At 72.6% G+C, this 25928-nt stretch carries 22 protein-coding genes; 11 read left to right on the top strand and 11 right to left on the bottom strand.

What is annotated here, in order from left to right; genetic code table 11:
- The first annotated feature begins 322 nt into the window (after positions 1-322).
- Positions 323-1405, top strand: coding sequence for a DedA family protein (locus ABVB68_RS14790; protein WP_353601449.1), 1083 nt, complete (start codon positions 323-325; stop codon positions 1403-1405).
- 21 nt (positions 1406-1426) lie between these two features.
- On the opposite strand, the gene ABVB68_RS14785 is transcribed toward ABVB68_RS14790, so the two are convergent.
- Both ABVB68_RS14785 and ABVB68_RS14780 read right to left on the bottom strand, forming a co-directional pair.
- Positions 1427-3082 (bottom strand): threonine/serine exporter family protein, encoded by a 1656-nt coding sequence (locus ABVB68_RS14785; RefSeq protein ID WP_353601535.1) that lies wholly within the window; start codon positions 3080-3082, stop codon positions 1427-1429.
- 123 nt (positions 3083-3205) lie between these two features.
- The gene (locus ABVB68_RS14780; RefSeq protein WP_353601534.1) at positions 3206-3697 is read right to left on the bottom strand and encodes an inorganic diphosphatase; all 492 of its coding nucleotides are present in this window, start codon (positions 3695-3697) and stop codon (positions 3206-3208) included.
- Positions 3698-3776: 79 nt separating this feature from the next.
- Between ABVB68_RS14780 and dacB the strand changes: the two genes are divergently transcribed.
- The 6 genes from dacB (at position 3777) to folE (ending at position 11572) form a co-directional block, all read left to right on the top strand.
- Positions 3777-5375, top strand: coding sequence for a D-alanyl-D-alanine carboxypeptidase/D-alanyl-D-alanine endopeptidase (dacB, locus tag ABVB68_RS14775; RefSeq protein WP_353601448.1), 1599 nt, complete (start codon positions 3777-3779; stop codon positions 5373-5375).
- A gap of 172 nt (positions 5376-5547) precedes the next feature.
- Positions 5548-6669 carry an Rv3626c family coenzyme F420 biosynthesis-associated protein gene (locus tag ABVB68_RS14770; protein ID WP_353601447.1) on the top strand — a complete coding sequence of 374 codons (1122 nt, stop codon included), beginning with the start codon at positions 5548-5550 and terminating at the stop codon, positions 6667-6669.
- A gap of 204 nt (positions 6670-6873) precedes the next feature.
- Positions 6874-7932: a tRNA lysidine(34) synthetase TilS gene (gene tilS, locus ABVB68_RS14765; RefSeq protein ID WP_353601446.1), complete on the top strand. Its 1059-nt coding sequence runs from the start codon at positions 6874-6876 to the stop codon at positions 7930-7932.
- A gap of 88 nt (positions 7933-8020) precedes the next feature.
- Entirely contained in the window at positions 8021-8581 is a 561-nt protein-coding gene (gene hpt / locus ABVB68_RS14760; RefSeq protein WP_353601445.1) for a hypoxanthine phosphoribosyltransferase, read from the top strand.
- 218 nt (positions 8582-8799) lie between these two features.
- Positions 8800-10839: an ATP-dependent zinc metalloprotease FtsH gene (ftsH, locus tag ABVB68_RS14755; RefSeq protein WP_353601444.1), complete on the top strand. Its 2040-nt coding sequence runs from the start codon at positions 8800-8802 to the stop codon at positions 10837-10839.
- A gap of 127 nt (positions 10840-10966) precedes the next feature.
- Positions 10967-11572 carry a GTP cyclohydrolase I FolE gene (gene folE, locus ABVB68_RS14750; protein WP_353601443.1) on the top strand — a complete coding sequence of 202 codons (606 nt, stop codon included), beginning with the start codon at positions 10967-10969 and terminating at the stop codon, positions 11570-11572.
- Between the two features lie 59 nt (positions 11573-11631).
- Here folE and ABVB68_RS14745 read toward each other — a convergent pair whose 3' ends face one another.
- The 6 genes from ABVB68_RS14745 to ABVB68_RS14720 all read right to left on the bottom strand — a co-directional run bounded on the left by ABVB68_RS14745 (position 11632) and on the right by ABVB68_RS14720 (position 16902).
- Positions 11632-12120 carry a DUF3180 domain-containing protein gene (locus ABVB68_RS14745; protein WP_353601442.1) on the bottom strand — a complete coding sequence of 163 codons (489 nt, stop codon included), beginning with the start codon at positions 12118-12120 and terminating at the stop codon, positions 11632-11634.
- A 58-nt stretch (positions 12121-12178) separates the two neighbouring features.
- Positions 12179-12790, bottom strand: coding sequence for a 2-amino-4-hydroxy-6-hydroxymethyldihydropteridine diphosphokinase (folK, locus tag ABVB68_RS14740; protein ID WP_353601441.1), 612 nt, complete (start codon positions 12788-12790; stop codon positions 12179-12181).
- The gene (folB, locus tag ABVB68_RS14735; protein ID WP_353601440.1) at positions 12787-13146 is read right to left on the bottom strand and encodes a dihydroneopterin aldolase; all 360 of its coding nucleotides are present in this window, start codon (positions 13144-13146) and stop codon (positions 12787-12789) included. Before folB ends, folK begins: the two co-directional genes overlap by 4 nt.
- Positions 13147-13415: 269 nt before the next feature.
- On the bottom strand, positions 13416-13958 hold the full coding sequence (locus tag ABVB68_RS14730) for a nuclear transport factor 2 family protein (protein WP_353601439.1): 543 nt from the start codon (positions 13956-13958) through the stop codon (positions 13416-13418).
- Positions 13955-14914, bottom strand: a complete 960-nt coding sequence (gene folP / locus ABVB68_RS14725) for a dihydropteroate synthase (protein ID WP_353601438.1) — start codon at positions 14912-14914, stop codon at positions 13955-13957. The genes ABVB68_RS14730 and folP overlap by 4 nt, the downstream gene beginning before the upstream one ends.
- A gap of 173 nt (positions 14915-15087) precedes the next feature.
- Positions 15088-16902, bottom strand: a complete 1815-nt coding sequence (locus tag ABVB68_RS14720) for a phosphatidylglycerol lysyltransferase domain-containing protein (protein ID WP_353601437.1) — start codon at positions 16900-16902, stop codon at positions 15088-15090.
- A gap of 228 nt (positions 16903-17130) precedes the next feature.
- Between ABVB68_RS14720 and ABVB68_RS14715 the strand changes: the two genes are divergently transcribed.
- Both ABVB68_RS14715 and ABVB68_RS14710 read left to right on the top strand, forming a co-directional pair.
- On the top strand, positions 17131-18255 hold the full coding sequence (locus ABVB68_RS14715) for an alpha/beta hydrolase (protein WP_353601436.1): 1125 nt from the start codon (positions 17131-17133) through the stop codon (positions 18253-18255).
- Between the two features lie 97 nt (positions 18256-18352).
- Positions 18353-19918 (top strand): hypothetical protein, encoded by a 1566-nt coding sequence (locus tag ABVB68_RS14710; RefSeq protein WP_353601435.1) that lies wholly within the window; start codon positions 18353-18355, stop codon positions 19916-19918.
- Positions 19919-20327: 409 nt separating this feature from the next.
- On the opposite strand, the gene ABVB68_RS14705 is transcribed toward ABVB68_RS14710, so the two are convergent.
- Together ABVB68_RS14705 and ABVB68_RS14700 are read right to left on the bottom strand one after the other, a co-directional pair.
- Entirely contained in the window at positions 20328-21656 is a 1329-nt protein-coding gene (locus tag ABVB68_RS14705; RefSeq protein WP_353601434.1) for a PH domain-containing protein, read from the bottom strand.
- On the bottom strand, positions 21653-22156 hold the full coding sequence (locus ABVB68_RS14700; RefSeq protein WP_353601433.1) for a PH domain-containing protein: 504 nt from the start codon (positions 22154-22156) through the stop codon (positions 21653-21655). Before ABVB68_RS14700 ends, ABVB68_RS14705 begins: the two co-directional genes overlap by 4 nt.
- Positions 22157-22187: 31 nt before the next feature.
- On the opposite strand from ABVB68_RS14700, the gene ABVB68_RS14695 reads away from it, so the two are divergent.
- On the top strand, positions 22188-23339 hold the full coding sequence (locus tag ABVB68_RS14695) for an NADH-quinone oxidoreductase subunit D (protein ID WP_353601432.1): 1152 nt from the start codon (positions 22188-22190) through the stop codon (positions 23337-23339).
- Between the two features lie 18 nt (positions 23340-23357).
- Here the strand turns inward: ABVB68_RS14695 and ABVB68_RS14690 are convergent, their stop codons facing one another.
- The gene (locus tag ABVB68_RS14690; RefSeq protein WP_353601431.1) at positions 23358-24587 is read right to left on the bottom strand and encodes an SAM-dependent methyltransferase; all 1230 of its coding nucleotides are present in this window, start codon (positions 24585-24587) and stop codon (positions 23358-23360) included.
- Between the two features lie 118 nt (positions 24588-24705).
- Between ABVB68_RS14690 and ABVB68_RS14685 the strand changes: the two genes are divergently transcribed.
- A complete protein-coding gene (locus ABVB68_RS14685; protein WP_353601430.1) occupies positions 24706-25911 on the top strand; it encodes a sensor histidine kinase in 1206 nt (401 codons plus the stop codon).
- The last annotated feature ends 17 nt before the right edge of the window (positions 25912-25928 follow it).

Genomic DNA, 25928 nt, shown 5'->3' with positions numbered 1-25928 from the left:
CGGTCGCCGGGCCCACGGGTCACCGCTCGATCCCGGGGCCCACGGGTCACCACTCGGTCGCCGGGCCCACGGGTCACCGCTCGATCCCGGGGCCCACGGGTCACCGTTCGGTCGCCGGGGCCCACGGGTCACCGTTCGGTCGCCGGGTCCCGTGGGTCACCGTTCGGTCGCCGGGGCCCGTGGGGCACGGCTTTGTCCGGCGCCTCGCACAGGGCATCCTGAGGGCACCGGTGGAACCTGGGGCGGTCACCGCACGTTGATAGCTTTGTACGGCCCCCACAGGGAGCCGTCGCCGCCTTCACCCCTTCAGGAGCCCGGACCCGTGATGACACTCGCCCTCGGCCCGAGCTGGCTGGATCCCGACCATCTGCTCCAGACGTACGGCATCTGGGGCCTGCTGCTCGTCGTCTTCGCCGAGTCCGGGCTGCTCATCGGGTTCTTCCTGCCGGGTGACTCGCTCCTGTTCACCTGCGGTCTGCTGATCACGTCCCACCAGCTGGACTTCCCGCTGTGGGCCGCGATCGCCCTGATCTGCGCCGCCGCCGTCCTGGGCGACCAGGCGGGGTACATGTTCGGCAAGAAGGTCGGGCCGTCCCTGTTCAACCGCCCCGACTCGCGCCTGTTCAAGCAGGAGAACGTCACCAAGGCGCACGAGTTCTTCGAGAAGTACGGCCCCAAGTCCCTGATCCTGGCCCGCTTCGTCCCCGTCGTGCGGACGTTCACGCCGATCATCGCGGGCGTCAGCGGGATGAGGTACCGCTCGTTCCTGACCTTCAACGTCATCGGCGGCGTCCTGTGGGGCGCGGGCGTCACGCTGCTCGGCTCCTGGCTGGGCAACATCCCCTTCGTGAACAAGAACATCGAGGCGATCCTCATCCTGATCGTCCTCGTGTCGGTGGTCCCGATCGCGATCGAGTTCCTCCGCGCGCGCGGCAAGAGCCGGAAGGCGGCCGCGCAGCCGGCGCCCGAGGCCCCGCAGCGGCCCCGGACCCCGCAGGCCCCGCAGTACCAGCAGCCCCCGGTCATGGACGACGCCACGACCCGCCTGCGCCCCGTCGCGCCGGAGCAGCCGTACGGCCACCAGCACCAGCAGCCGTACCAGCAGCAGGAGCAGCAGTCGTACCAGCGGCGGGAGCAGCAGCCGCAGCAGCCCGACCAGTACTGGAACGAGGGCTACGACACCCCGCAGTCGCAGTACGGCCGGCAGTACCCGCAGGAGCCGTACGCCCAGCAGCCGTACCAGCAGCAGTACGACCAGGGTCAGAACCAGTACGACCAGGGTCAGAACCAGTACGGCCGGCCCGAGAACCAGTACGACCAGAACCAGTACGACCAAGGCCAGAACCAGTACGACCAGGGCCGGTACGGCCAGAACCAGTACCCGTACGACCACCGCAACCACTGACGGGGGGCGGGCCCCCGGGGCCTAGAAGCCCCTGGTGCGCTTCGCGGCCCGGCGCTTGCCGGCGGAGCCGACCCGCAGGAAGAGCCGGGAGATCTCCGATCCCAGGTTGACCCCGATGGCGATGGCCATGGCCAGTGACGCGGCCTTGGCCAGCGACACCAGCCCCTTGTCGATCTCGTTCTGGGCGATGGACAGCAGCCCGAAGTAGGTCGCGGAACCGGGCAGCAGGGGCCCGAGCGCCGCCGTGGTGTACGGCAGCGCGGAGGCGAACCGGTACCGCGACAACAGCTGCCCGTACAGGCCCACGAGCCCCGCCGCCACGGCCGTGGAGGCGACTGGCGAGATGTTCCCGGCGTAGTGCATCGCGCCGTACACCGACCACGCGACGCCCCCGTTCAGCGTCACCCACAGCACGGTGGAGCGTTCCTGCTGGAGCAGCACCGCGAAGGTCAGCGACAACAGCATCGAGGCCGCGATCTGCAGCAGCGGCCGGTTGGAGAGCCCCAGCGCCGCGTCCGGGTTCAGCTTGCCGCCGACCTTCACGCCGAAGTACAGGACGACCAGCACCCCGGCGACGATGCCGACGAAGAAGTACATGACCTCCAGCAGGCGCGCCGAGGCCGTGATGTAGAAACCCGTCAGGCCGTCCTGGACGCCCGCGACCAGTGCCCGCCCCGGCAGCAGCGCGAACAGCCCACCGGTGACCACGGCGGAGGCCTTCAGGTCCACGTGGGCCAGCGCGAACGCCACACCGATCGCCGCCGGTGGCATCGCGGCCACCATGAACTGGTAGAACTCCGGCAGCCCCCGCCCCGCGCACAGCCACGCGAGCCGGTCGCCGAGCATCGCGCCCAGCGCGGCCGCGACGAACACGATCAGGTCACCGCCGACCAGCACGGAGGCCGCACCGGCCAGCAGGCCGCCGGCCACGGTCAGCGCCCAGCCGGGGTAGGGGTGCCGGTTGCGGCGGATCTCCGCCAGCCGCCGGTAGGCCTCCTCCAGCGAGACATGGGTCTCCGGGTCGGTCAGGTCGGCCACCAGCCGGAACACGGCCGCGAGCCGCGTGTAGTCGGTGACCCGCCGCCGTACCGTCCTCGACGCCGTCACCGGGTCCTCGACCAGCGACGGCTGGTGCGAGACCGACAGCAGGGTGAAGGTGACGTTGGGCTCGCAGCGGTCCAGGCCGTAGGACCGGCACACCGCGAACATCGCGGCCTCCACGTCCTCGGCGCCCTCGCCGCCCGCCAGCAGCAGCTCCCCGATACGCAGGGTCAGGTCGAGCACGCGCGGAACGGCCGGACCCTCCTCCTCCACGCGCTGCACCTGCTCGGGGGCGGGCCGCTCGGTCACCGGCATCCGCAGCATCGCGCGCATCCGGTCCTGCCAGGGCGCGTCCTTGACCAGGCTGACCAGCGGCACCCCGGCGGCCGGGGTGAACGCCCCGGGCGCGGACCGGGCGCTGTAGGTGTGCGGCGTGCTGAACGCCGACCCCTCCGCCTCCGGACTCTGCGGCTGCGGCGTCTCCAGCCCCTCGGGCACGGCGAACTCGGAGGTCGTCTCCGGCTCACCACCCGCCCTGGGGACGTCCAGGCCCTTCGGGACGGCGAACTCGGAGGTGATCTCCGGGTCGTACCGCGCCTCGTCCGACCGGGGCTTACGGTCCTCCGCCTCCGTCACCGCCTCCGCCACCTCGCACCCTCCCTGAACTACACCTTCCGTACGCCTCAGTATGCGCATCGCACGCAAACGGGCCGCGCCACCCCACAGGGTGCCGCGGCCCGCGCACGACAAACCGGCCGGTCAGTGGCCGCCCGTGTCCTTGAAGCGCTTGTACGAGCGCTCGATCTCCACCTCGGCGTCCGTACGGCCCACCCAGTTGGCGCCCTCGACCGACTTGCCGGGCTCCAGGTCCTTGTACACCTCGAAGAAGTGCTGGATCTCCAGGCGGTCGAACTCCGACACGTGGTGGATGTCGCGCAGGTGCTCCACACGCGGGTCGGTGGCCGGGACGCACAGCAGCTTGTCGTCGCCGCCGGCCTCGTCCGTCATACGGAACATGCCGATGGCGCGGCAGCGGATGAGGCAGCCCGGGAAGGTCGGCTCGTCCAGGATGACCAGCGCGTCCAGCGGGTCGCCGTCCTCGCCGAGGGTGTTCTCGACGAAGCCGTAGTCGGTCGGGTAGGCGGTCGAGGTGAAGAGGCGACGGTCCAGGCGGATCCGACCGGTCTCGTGGTCCACCTCGTACTTGTTGCGCGAACCCTTCGGGATCTCGATCGTGACGTCGAACTCCACCGGTGGCTCCTCCATGATCAACACATAGTTCTGGTGGTTAAGTGTCCCTCACGCAGACGTGTGATCGCGAAAGGGGCTGGTGTTCGTGCCAGAGCTGAGGCCTTGGCGAGCCGCGAGACCGCAGGTGGCGCGGCTCGCGAACGCCGTACGACCGCGTCTGGCGCGCGCCGTGACGGCCGCTCGGCCGCGGCTCGCGCGGTCGGCGAACGCTCTGCGGCTCCGGTCTGCGCACCTCCCCCGATCGCGGACCGTCAGGACCTGGCGGTACACCGCGGGCGCCGTGACCGCGGGCCTGGCACTGGCCGCCGGCGTGGTGACCGTGGCAGGCCCCTGGGACGCCACGGGTCAGCGTACGGCCGAGCGGGACCGGGCGGTCGCCCTGGAGCGGTCAGGTGGCGTAGATCACGGCGGCCCGGACGGGGCGGCGGCGGCACGGCCCGCGCCGAGTGCCGCACCGGTCCTGACGGGTCTGGGCGGCACGACGAACGCCGTCGGCACCAAGAAGGCCGGTCCCGGCGGGAAAGCCGTGTCCGACGTCCTGGAGCCGCTCCTGGGCGCCTCCGCGCTGGGCGGCGGCCGCGCCGCGGCGGTCGTCGACGTGACGACCGGCGAACGCCTGTACGGCGCCGGCGCCGGCAGGGCCCTCGCCCCCGCCTCCACCACCAAGATCGCCACCGCCGTCGCCGCCCTGTCCGCCCTCGGCGCCGACCACCGCCTCACCACCCGCACCGCCCTGGAACCCGACACGGGCGAACTGGTCCTGGTCGGCGGCGGCGATCCCACCCTCACCGCCCACCGCGCGACCGGCGGCTGGGCGAGCCTGCGCGACCTCGCCGCCGACACCGCCGAGGCACTCCACGAACGCGGCATCGCCGAGATCACGCTCTCCTACGACGCGACCCTCTACTCCGGCCCCGCCCTGCACTCCATCGGCGTCAACGACAACCTCGCCGCCGTCAGCGCCCTGATCGTCGACGAGGGCCGCACGGACGGCTCCGCCAGTGGTCCGGCGGCCCGTGTGGGCGATCCGGCGGCGGACGCGGCCGCCAGGTTCGCGGCCTACCTCCGGGACGCCGGCATCACGACGACGTCCCCGGGCCCCTCCAAGGCCAGCTCCCGCGCCGAGACGCTCGCCACCGCCTCCTCGCCCCCGCTGTCCGCCCTGGTCGAGCGGATGCTGACCAACAGCGACAACGACATCGCCGAGGCACTGGCCCGCCAGACGGCTCTCGCGAGCGGCCGGCCCGCCAGCTTCGACGGCGGCGCCCGGGCGATCGTCGTCCAGCTGACCAAGCTCGGCCTGCCGATGTCCGGCGCCGTCTTCCACGACGGCAGCGGCCTCGACCGCAGCGACAGGCTGACGGCGGACCTCCTCACCGCTCTCCTGGTCAAGGCCGGCGACCCGGCCCGGCCCGGTCTCCGTCCCGTCCTCACCGGCCTGCCCGTCGCCGGCTTCACCGGCACCCTGACCCACCGCTACAGCGACGGCGCCTCCGGCGTCGTCCGCGCCAAGACGGGCACCCTCACCGGCGTGAACACCCTGGCCGGCACCGTGGTCGACACCGACGGCCACCTCCTCGCCTTCGCCTTCCTGGCCTCCGGTACGACCGACCCCCTGCAGGCCCAGTCGGCGCTGGACAAGGCGGCCACGGCGCTGGCGGCGTGCGGCTGCCGCTGAGACCGCGCCCGGCCAGGCCGCGAGCGGCAGCCGGGCGGCGCGGACCCGGCGGCGCGAAGCGGCGGCGCGGGCGGGGGAACGGCCCCCTCCGCCGGTGCGACGGCAACACCCCGGCCGGCTGCCCGAGTCCCACGCCCTGCCCCAAGTGGGAACGCTCACGTACCGTTGACGCATGACTGGCTTCGGTGGCATCACATCGCCCGGGATGGTCGACTGGAACCTCGCGGTGGCGACCGCGACACGGCTCGTGAGGCCGGGCCCCGACGTCAGCCGCGACGAGGCGCGCGCCGTCGTCGCCGAGCTGCGCCGGCACGCGAAGGCGGCGGAGGAACACGTCCGGGGCTTCACCCGGATGGGCACCGACGAGATCCACGACACCCCCGTGCTCGTCGTCGACCGCCCCGGCTGGGTCCGCGCCAACGTGGCCGGCTTCCGCGAGGTCCTCAAGCCGCTGCTGGAGAAGATGCAGGAACGGCGCGGCGGCAACCCCGGCAGCGCCGTCCTCGGCGCCGTCGGCGGCAAGGTCACCGGCGTCGAACTCGGCATGCTGCTGTCGTTCCTGTCCTCCCGCGTCCTCGGTCAGTACGAGACGTTCGCCCCGGCCACCCGCGATCTGCCCGCCGGCGCGAACGGCGGCGGCCGCCTCCTGCTCGTCGCCCCCAACATCGTCCACGTCGAGCGCGAACTGGACGTCGACCCGCACGACTTCCGGCTGTGGGTGTGCCTGCACGAGGAGACCCACCGCACCCAGTTCACGGCCGTCCCCTGGCTGCGCGACCATCTCGAGGGCGAAATCCAGTCGTTCTTGGCGGAGACCGACGTCGATCCGATGACCTTCCTCGAGCGCATCCGGGACGCCGCCCAGTCCCTCGCCGGCGGCCGTCCCGAGGGCGAGGAGGAGGACGGCGGCCGCTCCTTCGTGGAACTGGTGCAGACCCCCGCCCAGCGCGAGATCCTGGCCCGCCTCACCGCGGTGATGTCCCTGCTGGAGGGCCACGCGGACTTCGTCATGGACGGCGTCGGCCCCGGCGTCGTACCGACCGTCGCCGAGATCCGCGAGAAGTTCCAGCAGCGTCGCGCCAAGGGTGCCTCGCGCCTGGACCAGGCCCTGCGCAAGCTGCTGGGTCTGGACGCCAAACTCAGGCAGTACCGGGACGGCGAACGCTTCGTGCGGGCCGTCGTCGACGAGGTCGGCATCGACGGCTTCAACCGGGTGTGGACCTCCCCCAACACCCTGCCCACCAAGGCGGAGATCGCCAAACCGGCGGACTGGGTCGCGCGCGTGCACCGCTAGCCGGAGGCGTGAACGGTACGGGGGAGTCGTGTGAGGAATCCGGCCGACGGCAGGAGAACGCCCCTCCAATCACCCGTCCGAGGGACCGTGAGCCATGGGTAGGCGTGCAATGCTCAGGGAACGGCCCGGTTCTGTCACCATCGACACACTCTGAGTGACCGACGTCGGGCTCACCCCCCGAAAACTTCATGAAGGGAACCGGACATGGGTCCCCATCCTGCGGTCGCGGCGATACGCCTGGCGGTCCGCCGCGTCCTCCACGACATCCTGAACGACCACCAGTCCTCCGGCACGCTCCCGGACGGGCAGACCGCCGGCCGGCATCCGGACCGGGCGGCCGAGCGGCCCTCCTCCCCGCTCGTGCTCGTCGCCTGCTCCGGCGGTGCCGACTCCATGGCGCTCGCCTCCGCCGTCGCCTTCGAGGCCCCGAGGCTCGGCCTCCGCGCCGGCGGCGTGACCGTCGACCACGGCCTGCAGCCCGGTTCCGGCCTCCGCGCCGACGAGGTCGCCCTGCGCCTGCGCGCGCTGGGCCTCGACCCGGTCGAGTCCGTCGCCGTGACCGTCGGCCGCGCCGGCGGCCCCGAGGCCGCCGCCCGGGACGCCCGCTACGCCGCCCTCGACGCGACGGCCGAACGGCACGGCGCGGCCGCGGTCCTGCTCGGGCACACCCGGGACGACCAAGCCGAAACCGTCCTGCTGGGTCTCGCCCGCGGCTCGGGCACCCGCTCCCTGTCCGGAATGGCCGCGGTCTCGGGGGCCGGCGGCCGTTACCGGCGCCCCTTCCTGCACATCGACCGGCAGACCGCCCGCAAGGCCTGCATGGTCCAGTCCCTGCCCGTCTGGGACGACCCGCACAACGCCGACCCCGCCTACACCCGCTCCCGGCTCAGGCACGAAGGCCTGCCCGCCCTGGAGAAGGCACTCGGCAAGGGCGTCGTCGAAGCGCTCGCCCGCACCGCCCAGCTCTCCCGTGACGACGCCGACGCCCTCGACGCCTGGGCCGGCCAGGCCGAGGCCTCCGTACGGGACGCCGCGGGGCTGCTGGAGTGCGCCAAGCTCTACGCGCTGCCGCCCGCCGTGCGCCGCCGGATCCTGCGCCGGGCCGCCATCGAGGCCGGCGCCCCGGCCGGTTCGCTGTTCGCCCGGCACATCGAGGAAGTCGACCGTCTGATCACCGGCTGGCGCGGCCAGGGGGCCATCAACCTCCCGGGCAAAGTCAGCGCCCGGCGGCAGGGTGGCAGACTGGTGATTCGGCAAGGCTGAATCCCGACCTCCCGGAGCGACCCTCCGGCGGCCGGCCGGGCAGCCGGAGGCCGTGCATGCGGCCGTAAGTGCGGGACGACCGAAAGTGATGCGGGTGGACGCGAAAGACATGGGTGCCGATCTCCAGCGGGTGCTCATCACCAAGGAAGAGATCGACGCGAAGCTGGCCGAGCTGGCCGCGAAGATCGACGCGGAGTACGCGGGCAAGGACCTGCTCATCGTCGGCGTGCTCAAGGGCGCGGTGATGGTCATGGCGGACCTCGCCCGGGCGCTGTCCACCCCCCTCACCATGGACTGGATGGCGGTGTCCTCCTACGGCGCGGGCACCCAGTCCTCCGGTGTGGTCCGGATCCTGAAGGACCTCGACACGGACATCAAGGGCAGGCACGTCCTGATCGTCGAGGACATCATCGACTCCGGCCTGACCCTGTCGTGGCTGATCAACAACCTCGGCTCCCGCGAGCCCGCCACCCTCAAGGTGTGCACGCTGCTGCGCAAGCCGGACGCCGCGAAGGTCGCGATCGACGTCGAATGGGTCGGCTTCGACATCCCGAACGAGTTCGTCGTCGGATACGGCCTCGACTACGCCGAGAAGTACCGCAACCTGCCGTTCGTGGGTACGCTCGCGCCCCACGTCTACGGCGGCTGACGCCGGCCCCGGGCCGGCGGCTGAGCCAGTCGGCCCAAGCCCGGCGCGGTGATCGGGAACCCAGGCGGGTTCCGTGCCGTTGAAGCAGGAGAGACGGGTTTCCCGGTCGTCGAAGCGGCTTCGTGCGGCTTCGGGCATCGATGCTGGGGTACCGTCAGAAGAACTGTCTTATCAAACTCACTGTGGCAGGAGGGACGGGGCGACACCGCTCCGTATGGATGGACGTGAAGCGATACTTCCGTGGGCCGGTCATGTGGATCGTGCTGGCCGTCCTTGCCGTGGTCGTGTTGATGCAGGTCGTCGGCTCGTCCGGCGGCTACAAGACGGTGGACACCGGCCAAGTCGTGGCGGCGATCAACAACAACAAGGTCGAGTCGGCCAAGCTCACCACCGGTGACGAACAGAGCATCAAGGTCACGCTCAAGGACGGCACCAAGGTCGATGGCAGCTCGAAGATCCAGGCGAGCTACATCGGCGACCAGGGCGTGACCATCGCCGGCACGCTGCAGACCAAGTTCCAGGACAAGCAGATCCCGGACGGCTACACGGTGTCGCCGTCCAAGCAGAACCCGTTCCTCGGCGTCCTGCTCTCGCTGCTGCCCTTCGTCCTCATCGTGGTCGTCTTCCTGTTCCTGATGAATCAGATGCAGGGCGGCGGCTCCCGGGTCATGAACTTCGGCAAGTCCAAGGCCAAGCTCATCACCAAGGACACCCCGAAGACGACCTTCTCCGACGTCGCCGGCTGCGACGAGGCCGTCGAGGAACTCCAGGAGATCAAGGAGTTCCTGCAGGAGCCGGCCAAGTTCCAGGCCGTCGGCGCCAAGATCCCCAAGGGCGTGCTGCTCTACGGCCGCCCCGGTACCGGCAAGACGCTCCTCGCGCGCGCCGTCGCCGGCGAGGCGGGCGTCCCCTTCTACTCGATCTCCGGTTCCGACTTCGTCGAGATGTTCGTCGGTGTCGGTGCCTCCCGGGTCCGCGACCTGTTCGAGCAGGCCAAGGCGAACGCCCCGGCGATCGTCTTCGTCGACGAGATCGACGCGGTCGGCCGCCACCGCGGCGCCGGCCTCGGCGGTGGTCACGACGAGCGCGAGCAGACCCTGAACCAGCTGCTCGTCGAGATGGACGGCTTCGACGTGAAGGGCGGCGTCATCCTGATCGCCGCCACCAACCGCCCGGACATCCTCGACCCGGCCCTCCTGCGCCCCGGCCGCTTTGACCGGCAGATCGCGGTCGACCCGCCGGACCTGCAGGGCCGTCTGGAGATCCTCAAGGTTCACCAGAAGGGCAAGCCGGTCGCCCCGGACGTCGACCTCGCCGCCGTCGCCCGCCGCACCCCCGGCATGACCGGCGCCGACCTCGCCAACGTGCTGAACGAGGCCGCTCTGCTCACCGCCCGCGGTGACCAGAAGCTGGTCGACAACAAGGCGCTGGACGAGGCGATCGACCGTGTGGTCGCGGGCCCGCAGAAGCGGACCCGGATCATGTCGGACAAGGAGAAGAAGATCACCGCGTACCACGAGGGCGGTCACGCCCTGGTCGCGGCGGCCTCGCCGAACTCCGACCCGGTGCACAAGATCACGATCCTGTCCCGCGGCCGCGCCCTGGGCTACACCATGGTCCTGCCCGACGAGGACAAGTACTCGACCACGCGCAACGAGATGCTCGACCAGCTCGCCTACATGCTGGGCGGCCGCGCGGCCGAGGAACTGGTCTTCCACGACCCGACCACCGGTGCCGCCAACGACATCGAGAAGGCCACCAACCTGGCCCGCGCGATGGTCACGCAGTACGGCATGACCGAGCGGCTCGGCGCGATCAAGTTCGGCGGCGACAACAGCGAGCCCTTCCTCGGCCGTGAGATGGCCCATCAGCGCGACTACTCGGAAGAGGTCGCCGCGCTGGTCGACGAAGAGGTCAAGAAGCTCATCGAGACGGCGCACAACGAGGCCTGGGAGATCCTGGTCGAGAACCGCGACGTGCTCGACCAGCTCGTCCTTCACCTGCTGGAGAAGGAGACCCTGGGCAAGGAGGAGATCGCGGAGATCTTCGCCCCGATCGTCAAGCGCCCGCCTCGGCCCGCCTGGACCGGATCCTCCCGCCGCACCCCGTCCACCCGCCCGCCGGTGCTCTCCCCCAAGGAGCTGGCACTGACCAACGGCGCGAACGGCACGGCGGCCGCGATCAGCACGGCCAAGTCCACCGCCGCGGAGTCCGCCCCGGTGACGGAGCAGACCCCGGAGGACCGCCCCGAGAGCTGAGCGTCCGGCCGGCCGCCCGGAATGCACGCCGCGCCCCCCGAGGTTCTAGCCTGGGGGCGCGGCGTTTCGCATGTCCGCGGACAGCACGCGTGCCCGGCGCGTGACAGGCACAGGAACGAGGAACCAGATGACCGACCCCGTGACGCTGGACGGTGAGGGCACCATCGGTGAGTTCGACGAGAAGCGCGCCGAGAACGCCGTACGGGAACTGCTGATAGCGGTCGGTGAGGACCCGGACCGCGAGGGTCTGAAGGAGACGCCGGCCCGGGTGGCGCGGGCGTACCGGGAGATCTTCGCGGGGCTGTGGCAGCGGCCCGAGGACGTGCTCACGACCACGTTCGACGTGGGGCACGACGAGATGGTCCTGGTGAAGGACATCGAGGTGTACTCGACCTGTGAGCACCACCTGGTGCCGTTCCGGGGCGTCGCCCACGTCGGCTACATCCCGGCCGTCACCGGGAAGATCACCGGCCTGTCCAAGCTCGCCCGTCTCGTGGACGTCTACGCGCGGCGCCCGCAGGTGCAGGAACGTCTCACCACGCAGATCGCGGATTCCCTGATGGAGATCCTGGAGCCGCGGGGCGTCATCGTGGTCATCGAGTGCGAGCACATGTGCATGTCCATGCGCGGCATACGCAAGCCGGGCGCCAAGACGCTGACGTCCGCCGTGCGCGGCCAGCTGCGGGACGCGGCGACGCGGAACGAGGCCATGAGCCTGATCATGGCGCGCTGAGCGGGCGGGAGCCTTCGCCTCCGAAGCTTCGCCGCGCGGCGAGCGCGATCAGGCGGCGATCAGGCCACCGGCTCCGCGCCCGGCTTGTTCTGGTCGTCGTCCTCCGGAAGCTTGCAGACCCGCTCCAGGAACAGGGCCGCCGCTATCACGGCGAGGGCCGCCAGGACCGAGAAGCCGGCGTAGACGGCCTGGTCGCGGCGGGCCGGGATGTCGAGGAGTTCCAGCAGGAAGACGCCCGTGCCGCCGTACATGCCGGCGACGAGGGCGGCGACCAGGGCGCTGGCCTGGCCGAAGACGAGCGCACGCGCGGCCATCAGGAGATCGACGCCCTTGGCCCCGGGGCGGCGCTCGCGCTGGGCCCTGAGCCGGGCGCGCAGCGAGAGCGCGGTCGACAGCAGGACCACCGCGATGAGCGCGAGGACGACGGGGGCGGCCAGGGGGACGCTGGGGAGTGTCCCGATCGAGTTCCAGAGGCGGGCGCCCGCCCAGGACAAGATGCCGGCCACGACGAACACGCCGATCAGCACCCTGATGCGCAGTTCTCTCACGGTGTCCCTTCAGTTCCCCCGGACCGCTCCCGGATCCTGGTCGTCCTGACCTTAACGACTACTCGGGCAGTCGGAGTTCCAGGTCCCCGCGCGCCTCGACGCCGTCCCGGGTGACGGCCGAGAGGAGATCGGCCACGGGGCCGCGGCCGGGCAGCTGGGCCTGCGGGTCCACGTCGTGCCACGGGGCGAGCACGAAGGCGCGCTCGTGGGCCCGCGGATGGGGCAGGGTGAGCTGCGGGTCGTCGGAGGTGACGCCGGCGTAGGCGACGATGTCGACGTCCAGGGTGCGCGGGCCCCAGCGCTCGTCGCGGACGCGGTGGAAGGCCTCCTCGACGGCGTGCGCCCGCTCCAGCAGGGAGGACGGGGGCAGGGTGGTCTTCAGGAGCACGACCGCGTTGAAGTACGAGGGCTGGCTGCCGGGCTCGACGCCCCACGGCTCGGTCTCGTACACCGGTGACACGGCCTTGATCCGCACGCCCGGCGTGTCCTCCAGGGCGTCGACGGCTCCCTGGAGGGTCTCCAGGCGGTTGCCGAGATTGGCGCCCATGGAGATCACGGCCCATTTGGGGTTGCTCAGTGTCGTGTCGGCGGCGTCCACCCTCTCGACGACCGAGGCGGGCACCGGCTGGACGGTCGGGTCGCTGTGACCCTGGGCGAAAGGTCGGGTCATACTCGGCTCCGGGTGATGGTGACGGTCACGTCGTCGAAGGGCACGGTGATCGGCGCGTCCGGCTTGTGGACGCAGACCTCCACCTCGTGGACCCCTTCGTGCTTCAGGCAGGTCCGGGCGATCCGCTCGGCGAGTGTCTCGATGAGGTTCACCGGCTCGCCCTCGACGACGGCCACGACCTCCTCGGCCACGATGCCGTAGTGCACGGTCTTCGCCAGGTCGTCGTCCGCCGCGGCCGGCCGGGTGTCCAGGCCGAGCACGAGGTCGACGATGAAGGTCTGGCCCTCCTCGCGCTCCTTGGGGAACACGCCGTGGTGCCCGCGGGCCTTGAGGCCGCGCAGCGCGACACGATCCACGCGAATCACTCCTGCAATCGTCGGGAACGACCGGTCCGTACCGCGTGCGGGCGGTACACCGGCCTCAGACGAATCTACCTGCGGGCACCGGCGAAGCCGGGCCGCGGGGGCGGAGGGTCCGACCGGGACCTGGAGGTTCACTCCGTGTTTCCCCGGGGGAACCCGGGGGCTTCATGGGGTGGTAGCCGCTCATACCCGGGGGTAGGTGATTCCAACCACTTCTGTGCCGCACGATCCTTTCCCGGGCGGCCGCCGGGGCGTGCGCCCGCTCAGGCGAGGGGGCCGTCGCCCGGGTCCACGCCGTTCACGGCGTCCCCCTCGTCACCGTCCTCGTCCTCGTCGCTCTCGGTCAGGACGGGTGAGGCGTGGTGCGACCAGAGCTTCCAGCCGGAGGGGGTGCGCCGGAACACGTTCGTGGCGACCACGAGCTGGCCGACCAGGGGACCCAGCTCCGCGCCTTCCTCCGGGGCCGGGCCGCCGCTGAGGATGTTCTCCGTGCACGACACGAGCGCGGTGTCGCCGGTCACGGAGACGTGGACGTCGGTAAGGAAGAACTGGATGTAGTCGGTGTTCGCCATGATCAGGGCGTACGACCTGAGGACCTCGCCGCGGCCGGTGAGGACCGGCCAGCCGGGGTGCACGCACGAGACCACGCCGGTGTCCGCGGGATCGTGGTACTCCTCGTCGACGCCCAGGTCGGAGGGGGTCAGCCAGAGCGAGGAGACCTCGTCGAAGTCGCCGCGCTCGAGTGCCTCGTAGAAGGCGGTGTTGGCGCCCTCCACCTGCTCCACGTCGGTATGGGGGGCGCTCACCGCCGGCCCTCCGCCCCGCGCTCGCCGGTGGCGCCGGGCGCGTGATCGGTGCCGTGCGCCCCGTGTCCGGGTTTCCCGCCGGGTTCCGGTGCGTCCGCGCGGGCGCCCTCGACGGCGCGTGCGACCCGTACCGCGTCCGCGGTGGCGCGCACCTCGTGCACCCGCACCGCCCATGCGCCGGCGTGCGCGGCGAGCGCCGAGACGGCGGCGGTGGCGGCGTCGCGCTCCCGGGCGGGCGGGGGCGCCCCCTCGGGGCCGGCGAGGACCCGGCCGAGGAACCGCTTGCGGGAGGCCGCGACCAGCAGAGGGTGGCCGAGGACGCGCAGGCGGTCCAGGTGGGCGAGGAGGGCGAGGTCGTGCCCCGCCTCCTTCGAGAAGCCGAGGCCCGGGTCGAGGACGATGCGGTCGGCGGCGACGCCGCCCGCCAGAACGGCCTCCACGCGCGCGTGCAGTTCGTCCACGACTTCGGCCACGACGTCGTCGTAGGCGCCCCTGACGTTGCCGCCCTGGAGGAAGCCGCGCCAGTGCATGACGACGAACGGGGCTCCCGCGTCGGCGACCGCCGGGATCATCGCGGGGTCGGCGAGACCGCCGCTGACGTCGTTGACGAGGGCGGCGCCGGCCGCCAGGGACCGTTCCGCGACCGAGGCGCGCATGGTGTCGACGGAGACGACGACCCCCTCGGAGGCGAGGCCGCGCACGACGGGGACGACCCGCCGGAGTTCCTCGTCCTCGTCCACGCGGGTGGCGCCGGGCCGGGTGGACTCGCCGCCGACGTCGACCAGGTCCGCGCCCTGGGCGACCAGTTCCAGACCGTGTTTGACGGCGGCCGTCGTGTCGAACCAGCGGCCGCCGTCGGAGAACGAGTCCGGGGTCACGTTGACCACACCCATGACCGCGCAGCGGTCCCATGGGGGAAGTCCTGTGACGTGGCCCCGCCCGTACAAGCTAGTCATGCCTCCAGCCTAGGCTCCGCCGGACCGCGGCCGACGCGCGCCGGGTCCTGGGCCGGGTCGGGGCGGGTCGGTGGCGCGGTGACCGCGGGGGTGGCCCGGGCGGAAGTCCCTGTGCTGGAGGGGGTGGAACGTCCGCCCGGGCCCGCTGGGGGCGCCGTACCCGTCCAGGGGGCTCAGGCCGCTCTGACGTCCCGCTCGGCCATGGCGTGCGCGCACGGGCGCCCGGTGGCGGCCCGGTGCCGGCGCAGGAAACGCGGCAGCGGCAGGGCGAGCGTGACGAAGCCCTCCGCCTGCATGGCGGCGAAGCCGATGCGGGGCAGGTCGGCGGAGGCCCGGTAGACCACGAAGCGGGGCTCCCAGCGCGGCTGGAACTTGGCGTTGAACTTGTAGAGCGACTCGATCTGGAACCAGCGCGAGAGGAACACCAGCAGCCCGCGCCAGGCGCGCAGCACCGGACCGGCGCCGATCTTCTCCCCGCGCGCGAGGGCGGCGCGGAACATGGCGAAGTTCAGCGAGATCCGCGTGATGCCGAACTTGGGAGCGGCCTGCAGGGCGGCGACGATCAGCAGCTCGTTCATGCCGGGGTCGGCACTGCGGTCACGGCGCATGAGGTCCAGCGAGACCCCGTCCTCGCCCCACGGCACGAAGTGCAGGATCGCCTTCAGGTCGCCGTACTCCCCGCGGTCGTCGTCGGCCTTGTGGGCGGTGGCGATCAGGCAGTCGGAGTCGGCGAGGTCGCCGATCCGGCCGAGCGCCATGGAGAAGCCGCGCTCGGTGTCGGTGCCGCGCCAGTCCTCCGCCGCCCGGCGGATGCGCTCCAGCTCGGCCTCTCCGAGGTCACGGACACGCCGTACCCGGGTTTCGTAGCCGGCCCGCTCGATGCGCTTGACCATCTGGCGCACGTTGCGCATCGCGCGTCCGGCGAGCGAGAAATCCGCGACGTCGACCACCGCCTCGTCGCCCAGCTCCAGGGCGTCGAGGCCGGTCTCACGGGTCCACACCTCGCCGCCCGTCTCCGAGCAGCCCATGACGGCGGGCGTCCAGGAGTGGGCCTTGGCCTCGTCCATGAAGCGTTCGATGGCGCCGGGCCAGGCCTCGACGTCGCCGATGGGGTCGCCGCTGGCGAGCATCACGCCGGAGACGACGCGGTAGGTGACCGCGGCCTTGCCGCTGGGGGAGAAGACGACGGCCTTGTCGCGGCGCAGCGCGAAGTGGCCGAGGGAGTCGCGGCGGCCGTGCTTGGCCAGCAGGGCGCGCAGTTTCTCCTCGTCGTCCTCGGTCAGGCGGGCGGCCGGGTGCTCGGGGCGGAAGGCCAGGTAGGCGGTGGTGGCCGCGGTGATCCAGCCGAGCGCGCCGAGGGAGAAGGCGACGGTCCAGGAGGTGTTGCCCTGGTAGTCGACCGGGCCCTCGAAGCCGAAGAGGCCGTAGACGACGTGCGTGAGCCGGTCGGCCAGGCTCGGGTCGCCGATCGTGCGGTCCGGGTGGACGTTGACGATGACGAGGCCGAGGGCGAGGGAACCGGCGCTCATCAGGACGAAGTTGGCCAGTGCCCGCCAGCGGCTGCGCGGGTCGGGCAGGGCCGCGAACTCGTCCCGGTGACGCAGCAGCGGTACCAGCAGCACGACGGCGATGAGCACGCCGATGATCGAGTGCCGGTAGGCGAACTGCGCCACCGCGCCCGCCGGCAGCAGGGCGACCGCGGCCCGCCAGGCCCGGCGCTTGCGCCGTTTGAGCCCGTGCGCCAGCAGCAGCAACAGCACGCCCACGCTGAGTGAGAGCGCCGCCGCGAAGGGCCCGAAGGAACCCGGCAGCACCTCGGCTATGGCATGCATACGGCTGTGCCGGAAGCGCGGGAACACCCCCGCGGCGATGTCGAGGACGCCCACGAGCGCGGCCGCCCTGGCGACCAGGACGGGCGCCGCCTCCGCACGAGGGCCACGCAGTATGCGCCGCGCCCGGCTTGATCCCCCCGGAACCTCGCCCGACATTTCCCCATCTATCCTGACAGACATCGCATCCCGTAGTTCTGCGAGAGACCTTGAACCCGGGCCCGATCGGGCATCCGGCGACATTGCGCCCTCTAGGACGGTGTCTTGGGGACAGAGGTTCACTCCCCATTGGAAAGTCGGGTCAAAGGTCAAGGAAAGCCCCGGGCAAGTCCGCACGACGAAGTGTGGTCCGGCACGGGCCGAAAAAGCGCAGGCAGGAAACGGACCATGGGTCTCACGAGCAACAAAGTGCTGATGCTGGCGGCGGTGTGCGCCATCGTCCTGTTCGTCGGCACGGTGTGGCTGTGGCCGCGGCTGGCCCGGCAGGACTGGCGGATCGTCAGCGGCCGGGTCGGTCTGCTCCTGGCCACCCAGCTCGCGCTCTTCGCGTCCGTCGGGCTCGCCGCCAACCAGGCCTTCGGCTTCTACGCCAGCTGGGCGGACCTGTTCGGCAAGGAGACCGATCAGGGGATCGTCGTCGACCACTCGGCCGACGGCTCCGGCGGTCCCCTGCAGGTGATCTCCTCGTCCGCGGTGACGGGGGTGCGCAGCTCGCGGCCGGAGATCGGGGGACAGATCCAGAAGGTCGACATCGTCGGCCGCAAGACCCACATCGCCACCCCGGCGTACGTGTACCTGCCGCCGGAGTACTTCCAGCCGCAGTACCGCACGCGTACGTTCCCCGCGGCCGTCGTGCTGACCGGCTACCCGGGCACGGCCGAGTCGCTGGTGAAGAAGCTGAAGTACCCGAACACCGCGCAGCAGCTCGCCGGCGACGGGCGCATGCAGCCGATGATCATGGTGATGATGCGGCCGACCGTCGCGCCGCCGCGGGACACCGAGTGCGTGGACATCCCGGGCGGCCCGCAGACGGAGACGTTCTTCGCGAAGGATCTGCCCGAGGCCCTCCTCGCGCACTACCGGGTCGGCAAGCGGCCGGGCAGCTGGGGCATCATCGGCGACTCCACGGGCGGCTACTGCGCGCTGAAGCTCGCCATGAACCACCCGGGCGCGTACGCGGCCGCCGCGGGCCTGTCGCCGTACTACAGGGCGCCGATCGACCCCACGACCGGTGACCTCTTCCGCGGTGACAAGAACCTGCGGAACCGGGCCGACCTGTGGTGGCTGCTCAAGCACCGGCCGGCGCCCGACACCTCCCTGCTCGTCACCAGCAGCAGGACGGGCGAGCACAACTACAAGGACACGCTCGAGTTCATCGACCGCGTGAAGGCCACGAACCGGACCCGGATCTCCTCGATCATCCTCGGCAGCGGCGGTCACAACTTCAACACCTGGCGGCGCGAGATCCCGGCGACGCTGCAGTGGATGAGCGGGCGGCTCACCGACCACTGAGCCCGCGCGCCCCTGACGCCCCGTGACGCCCATGAAGTGGCCGTGTTTTTGCGAGGCGGGGGCCCATGATTCGCCTACGCGCGGTAAGTTTCTGGCCATGCCACGTGGACGCCACCGCCATTCCCCGCCTCTGCACCGGCTGTTGCCTCCCTCGGCGATCGCCGGTGTCTCCGTCGTCTGCGCGCTGGGGCCCTGGGCGTTTTCCGAGGCCATGGTGCTGCGCGCGCTGGCCGCCGCGGCCGCGGTGACCGCGGTCACCGGCGCCGTCGTGATGCGCCGCTGGGACACGCACGCCGGCAAGCAGGTCGCCGACCTCGTCCGCGCGCGTGCGAGCGACGAGTGGCGGTACGAGGAACGGGTCGCCGAGCTCGAGACCGATCTGGAGGAGTCCCGCGAGCTGCGCGCCAAGCTGGAGCAGCGGCTGCGCGCCAGGCGGGCCGAACTGGCGGGCCTGCGCAACGAGCACGCGGCCCTGCTGCGCCGGTACGCCACGGCGGAGACCGAGCGCGCGAGTGCCCTGGAGGGACGCCGGCTGCTGGAGATCGAGGCGGCCGTGCCCTCGCCTTCGTCCTCGCCCGCCCTGCCGCCCGCGCGGAGCGCCGAGCGCGACGCGGTCGGGGGGACCGGCGAGGAGACCGGGACGCCTGAGGGTGCCGAGAACTCCGAGGGCGCTCAGGGCTCCGACGACGCCGACGACTTCGAGGACGGCGACGGCTCCGAGGTGTCGGGTATGTCCTGGACATCTCGGATGAACGGTGATGAGGGGAAGCCGTACGCGGTGTTCTCGCCCGAGGGCGCTCGGCTGTACCAGCGGGCGCTGACGGCCCTGGTCCGGTTCGACGGGGACGCTCCGGCCGCGAGCGCCGTCGGGGACGTTCCGGCCGCGCGCGGGTCCTCCGAAACGCGGGCTGCGGGGCAAGGGGGCGCCGGTTCGGAGGCACCTGGGCCGGAGGCGGCGGAGGCATCCGGTCCGGAGGCTGCCGAGCCGGACGCGTCCGAGTCGGACGGTGCCGTGCCGGACGCGCCCGGGGCGGTCGCTCCCGCGGCCGAGGCCTCGCACGGCGAGGTGGCCGGGGCGGAGCCCGTCGCCAAAGGAGAACGCGCCGCGGAGGCCGTGAAGGGCGGCTCCGGTGCTTCCCCGAGCGAGCCGGCCTCGAAGTCGTCCGCCGAAAAGGGCGAAGAGGCCGAAGGTCCCGAAGGGGTCGAGCGTCTCCCCAGGGCTGAGGAGGCCGGGGAACGCGAGTCGGGCGAGGAGCGGGAGCGCCCCGAGGCGTCCGGCGTCCACGCGCGCGCGGGCGCCGGCCCGACCGCACCGGCCGAGCCCGCGCATCCGGCGGGGCGGCGGCCCGCCGGGCACTTCACGGTGCCGACCGCGGTGGCCGTCGTGCCGGCCGCGCCCGTGCGGCGTCCGGTGGTCGAGGGCGGCTTCGACTTCTTCGGCACCCAGAAGGGCGCCCCGAAGGCCGCGCTGGACGCCGTGCAGAACGAGGACCTCGCCGATGTCGTCGGCCAGGAGGCCCTCGCCGTGCACAAGGCCGAGGCGGAGGGCGAGTTCAAGCCCGCCGACGCGCGGTCGCGCGGCGTCGGCCAGGTCATCGACCTGACCGCCCACGACGAGACCCAGCACATCGACATCCAGGGCCTGCGCAGCGCGGCTTCCTGAACCTCCGCGGGGCGCGGCACACGCGGGGCCCGGCACATGCGGGGCCCCGCACACGCGGGGCGCAGCACTCGCGAGGCCCGGCACATGCGGGGCCCGGCACGTGCGGGGCCAGTACACGCGGGGCCCGGCACACGCAGGGCCCGGCACACGCAGGCCAGTACATGCGCGGCCAGTACATCCGGGGCCGGTACACGTAGGGCCCAGTGCACGCAGGCCCAGCACTCGCGGGGCCAGTACACGCGGGCCCAGCACTCGCGGGCCCAGTACACGCGGGTCCGGCACGAGGGGCGCCGGAGTCGGCTCTCCCGGGCCCGGCGGCCGGTCCCGCCGGGCCCCGCACACGAGACGTCGGGCGCACCGCGGCGCACCGGGCCCGGCTCACCCGCGAGGGGTGGCCGGGTCCCCGTGTTCAGCCGGTCATCCAGCGGTCCGGGTGGGCGTCCCGGCGGCCGGTGCGGGATCGGTCCGCCTGTTCGTCCAGCAGTCGTGCCGCCTCCCCGGCGTCACGCAGCCGGGCCGTCACGGTCTTGCCCGCCCCCGTGTCCACGTGGACGTCGGCGAGCCGCCAGAGGCGCTTCCAGGGGCCCTGGGTGAGCCGTACGCTCTGCACCTTGGCGTGCGGGACCAGTGAGAGCCGGCGGCGCAGCAGGCCGTCACGGGTGGCGAACACCGTGCCGGTGACGGCGACGCGGTGCCCGCGCCACCACACCGGCAGGCACCACCGGGCCCGCCGCGGGGAGCACGCCGGTTCCCGGGGAACCTCCACGCCGGGCAGCACGCGCGCGATGACCGACTCGGCGAGCGGGCGCGGGGCGACCGGGATGAGCACCGAGTTCGCGGACCCGGCCACGTCGAGTTCCACCCGGACCCAGCCGAGCCGCCGCCACAGCAGCGGTTCCACGATCCGTACGGTCTGCACCCGGCCGGGCGGCACCGTCTCGTGCGCGCGGTCGAGCAGCCCGCGGTCGATGCGCAGACCGTCCGGGGACTCGCCGACCGTCCAGTCGAACTCGGAGACGAACCGTCCCGCGCTGCTCGCGCCGGCCGCGCCGAGCAGCGGAACGGCGCTGACCAGCACCGTCCACAGGTTGTGCGTGACGGCCCACAGCACGGTGGGTACGACGAGGGCGGCGCACAGCGAGCCCCAGGTGGCGCCCGTCAGCAGCAGGGCGCGCACCAGCTCGCGCGGGGGCACGTGCAGCAACTGGTGCGCCGGTGCTTCGCCGACTTCCCGTGCCGTCTCGGGCGTGAACCCGGCCGCGCGCGCCAGCAGTTCCGCGCGCAGGGCGCGCGCCTCCTCCTCGCCGAGGAAGGCCAGTTCGTCCTTGGAGTCGGTGCCGACGACGTCGATCCGCAGCTTCGCGACGCCCGCCACGCGCGCGAGGAGCGGACGGGAGACGTCCACGGCCTGGATGCGCTCCAGCCGGATGTGCGCGGTGCGCCGGAACAGCAGGCCGGTGCGGATGCGCAGTTCGGCGTCGGTGACCGCGAAGTGCGTGAACCACCAGGACAGGAAGCCGTAGAGGCCGGCCACCGGTATCAGGACGGCCAGGCCCAGCAGGAGCATGGTGGTGGTCAGCCGGGCCAGCTGCTCCTGGGTGCCGTTCGGGTCGTGCACCGCCCAGCCGGCCAGGACGGCGACCGGCGCCCACGCCCGCCGGAAGGGGGTGACCGGGTGCAGTCGGCGTTCGGTGACGGGCGGGTGCCCCGGTATGCCGTCGGGGTCCGGGGAGGTCACAGGCCCGCCGATCGGGCCTCGCCCAGCTCGGTGAGCCGGTCGCGCAGCCGCTCCGCCTCGGCCGGGTCCAGGCCGGGGATGGTCGCGTCGGTCGCGGCGGCCGCCGTGTGCAGTTGGACGGTGGCCAGTCCGAAGCGCCGCTCCAGGGGCCCGGAGGTCACCTCCACCAGCTGCATCCGCCCGTACGGCACCACCGTCTCCTCCCGCCACAGGACACCGCGGCTGATCAGCAGGTCGTCGGCGCGCTCGGTGTACCGCCAGGAGCGCCAGTTGCGCCCCAGCAGCCGCCACGCCCACGCGGCGAGGGCGGGCGGCAGCAGCGTGAAGGCCGCCCACCCGGGGCCCGCCAGCAACCCCGGCAGCAGGCCCGCGGCGACCGCGAGCACGGCCGTCCACACGACCACCAGCAGCCGGCGCACGCGCAGCAGCCCCGGTTCCAGCCCCCGCCACACCGGCTCGTTCCCCGGTCTCGCGGTCTCTTCACGGCTCCCCGTTTCCATGGGGCCAGCGTACGTAGGGGAAACTGGGGTCATGACTCCTACGACGGAGACCACGGTCGGTGTCGGCGGTGCGGCCGAGAGCACCGACATGGTGCTCAACATCGGTCCCCAGCATCCGTCCACGCACGGCGTGCTGCGGCTGAAGCTGGTGCTGGACGGGGAGCGCATCGTGCGCGCGGAGCCGGTGATCGGCTACATGCACCGCGGCGCCGAGAAACTCTTCGAGGCGCGGGACTACCGGCAGATCATCATGCTCGCCAACCGCCACGACTGGCTGTCGGCGTTCTCGAACGAGCTGGGCGTGGTCCTCGCCGTGGAGCGGATGCTCGGCATGGAGGTCCCGCAGCGGGCGGTGTGGACGCGCACGCTGCTCGCCGAGCTGAACCGGGTGCTGAACCACCTGATGTTCCTCGGCTCCTATCCGCTGGAGCTGGGCGGAATCACCCCGGTGTTCTACGCGTTCCGCGAGCGCGAGGTGCTCCAGAACGTCATGGAGGAGGTCTCCGGCGGACGCATGCACTACATGTTCAACCGCGTCGGCGGCCTGAAGGAGGACCTGCCGGCCGGGTGGACCGCACGCGCGCGTGCCGCCGTCGCGGCCGTGCGCTCGCGCATGGACGTCTACGACGACCTGGTGCTGGGCAACGAGATCTTCCGGGGACGCACGCGCGCGGTGGGCTCGCTCGCCCCGGAGACCGTGCACGCGTACGGCGTGAGCGGTCCCATCGCGCGCGGGTCGGGCGTCGACTTCGACCTGCGCCGCGACGAGCCGTACCTGGCCTACGGCGAGCTCCAGGACACCCTGGAGGTCGTCACCCGCTCCGAGGGCGACTGCCTCGCGCGCTTCGAGGTCCTGCTGGCGCAGACCCACAACGCGCTGGACCTCGCCGACGCCTGCCTCGACCGGCTCGCGGAGCTGGCGCCGGGGCCGATCAACCAGCGGCTGCCGAAGGTGCTGAAGGCGCCCGAGGGCCACACGTACGCGTGGACCGAGAACCCGCTCGGCATCAACGGCTACTACCTGGTCAGCAAGGGCGAGAAGACCCCGTACCGGCTGAAGCTGCGCTCGGCGTCCTACAACAACATCCAGGTCCTGACCGAGCTGCTGCCCGGCACGCTGGTGGCGGACATGGTGGCGATCCTGGGGTCGATGTTCTTCGTGGTCGGGGACATCGACAAGTAGGCGCCAAGTAGGCGCCGCTCAGCCGAGCGGGTCGGCGACACCGACGGGCTGGAGCAGCCAGCCGAAGTCGCCGAGGCCGGCGGGCGCGGTGAGTTCGGCGGCCTCACCGGCGCTCGCGAGGGCGCGCACATACGCGGTGGGATCCGTGGAGGCGAGCGCGAGCGGGGGGCGTGCGCCGGTGATCCCCAGGGCCCGTAGGGCGGCGCGCTGAGTGAGCAGGCGCGCGGCGGGGAGCGCCCGCGCCCCTTCAGCGAGGCCCTGAGGCGCGTTCGGGTGCTCACTCGGGGGCGCGCTGGAGGAGGTGCGCGCCGCCGCGCAGGACGTGCGCGCCGCGTCCGTGCCCGGCGCGTCGACGGACCGGTGCGCCGGGCCGGTGGAGGCGCCCGGCACGGTCTGCGGCGCGCGGGAGGACGTGCCCGCCGGGTCAGGGGGCGCGTGGCCCGTGCGCGCGGCGGCGCAGGCGTCCAGTGCCACATGTGCCGTGATGTCGCACGAGCCGTCCGGCACCGGTGCCGTCTCGCGCCCCGCCCGGAAACCGGTGAGCGTGCCGAACGCGGGGCGCGTGGCCGCGGTGTGCGCGTAGTCCACGGCCACCGCGAGCCCGCGCACCACCCGGTCCACGGCGGCCGCCCAGGCCAGGTCCCGGGGCCGCCCGATCTCCGCCCGCAGCCCCTCCTCGGCCGGCAGCGGCCACCAGCGCGCCAGCCAGTCCGCGTCCGGACCGGTCACCCGGTCCCCGAGCCGCTCGGAGCCGTCCGCCGCGACGAGCACCAGCCGGGGCACGCCCGCCGGGTCCACCTCGGCGACGTCCACGGGCACGTTGTCCAGCCACTCGTTGGCGAACAGCAGTCCGGTGACCGCCTCCGGGGGCTCGTTCCGCCAGGTGATCCGGGCGTCCAGGCCGGCCGGACGGTCGGCGATCTCCACGGCGTACACCCGCGCGCGGGCGGCCACGTCGGCGGGCAGGGCGCCGAGCACGCCCGTGACCAGCTCGCCCCGCCCGGCGCCCATGTCGACGAAGTCCAGCACCGCGGGCCGCCCCAGCGCCTCGTCGACCCGGCACAGCAGCCGGGCCACGGCCCGCGCGAACAGCGGGGACGCGTGCACGGACGTACGGAAGTGACCGGCCGGGCCCTCCGGGCGACGGTAGAAGCCGCCGGGCCCGTACAGCGCCGCCTCGGTCGCCGCGCGCCACCCGCGCGGCCCGGGCTCCTCGCGGAGCGTTCCCTCCGTCGTCTCATCCGTCACCGGACCAGACTAGGCACACAGGTGATCACCGCCTCCACCTTGCGGAGTACGTGCGCCGGGCGCGGATCGGCCCTCCGGTTGACCCCTGCACGTGTCCGGTTTCCCTACGCTGGGTTACGTGCCGCGCTTCTATGACCTCCTCCGCCGCCACCCGACCTGGGTCGACACCTTCTGGGCCGTCGTCCTGTTCGGGCTGTCCGGCCTGAGCGTGGTCAATCTCGACGGGGCGCCCGGCCACCACGGGACACTCGCCGGTGGCATGGCCGTGTCCGCCGTCCTGTGCGTCGTCGTCGCGCTGCGCCGCCGGTTCCCGGAACCGCTGCTGCTGATCGCCTTCGCCACCGGACTGGCCCAGCTGCTCCTGGACATCGAGACGAACGTCGCCGACTTCGCGCTGCTGGTGATCACCTACACGGTCGCGGCGGTCGGCGCGCGCTGGGCCTCCCGGCTCGCCCTCGCCGTGAGCCTCGGCGCGGCGACGCTCGCGCAGATCCGCTGGCCGGCCGAGCACAGCAGCTTCCTCGGGCAGAGCGCGATAGCGGTGTTCCAGACGGTCCCCTTCGCCCTCGCCTGGGTGCTCGGAGACTCCATGCGCACCCGGCGTGCCTACTTCGCCCAGCTCGAGGAGCGCGCCGCCCGCCTGGAGAAGGAGCGCGAGGCGCAGTCGAAGGTCGCGGTGGCCGCCGAGCGGGCCCGCATCGCGCGCGAGCTGCACGACGTCGTCGCGCACAACGTGTCCGTGATGGTCGTGCAGGCCGACGGCGCCGCCTACGTCCTGGACGCCGCACCCGACCAGGCCAAGAAGGCGCTGGAGACGATCTCCTCCACCGGCCGCCAGGCCCTCGCCGAGATGCGCCGCCTGCTGGGCGTGCTGCGCACCGGCGAGCCCCAGGAGGGCGGGGAGTACGTCCCGCAGCCCGACGTCGAGCAGATCGACGACCTCGTCGAGAAGTGCCGCAGCTCCGGTCTGCCCGTCGACTTCAAGGTCGAGGGCACCCCGCGCCCGCTGCCCAGCGGCGTGGAGCTGACCGCGTACCGGATCGTGCAGGAGGCGCTCACCAACACCCGCAAGCACGGCGGGCCCAACACGGGCGCCAGCGTACGGCTGGTCTACTTCGACGACGGGCTCGGTCTGCTCGTCGAGGACGACGGCAAGGGCGCCCCGCACGAGCTGTACGAGGAGGGCGGCGCCGACGGCCAGGGGCACGGCCTGATCGGCATGCGCGAGCGGGTCGGCATGGTCGGCGGCACGCTGGACGCCGGTCCGCGTCCGGGCGGAGGATTCCGTATCAGCGCCCTGCTGCCGCTCAAACCGGCGCACTGACGACCGCACGCGCCCCG

It is taken from the genome of Streptomyces sp. NPDC096012 (genome assembly GCF_040426375.1).
Taxonomy (GTDB): domain Bacteria; phylum Actinomycetota; class Actinomycetes; order Streptomycetales; family Streptomycetaceae; genus Streptomyces.
Note: the sequence above shows the minus strand (reverse complement) of the source record. Positions and strands in the feature narration are given on the sequence as shown.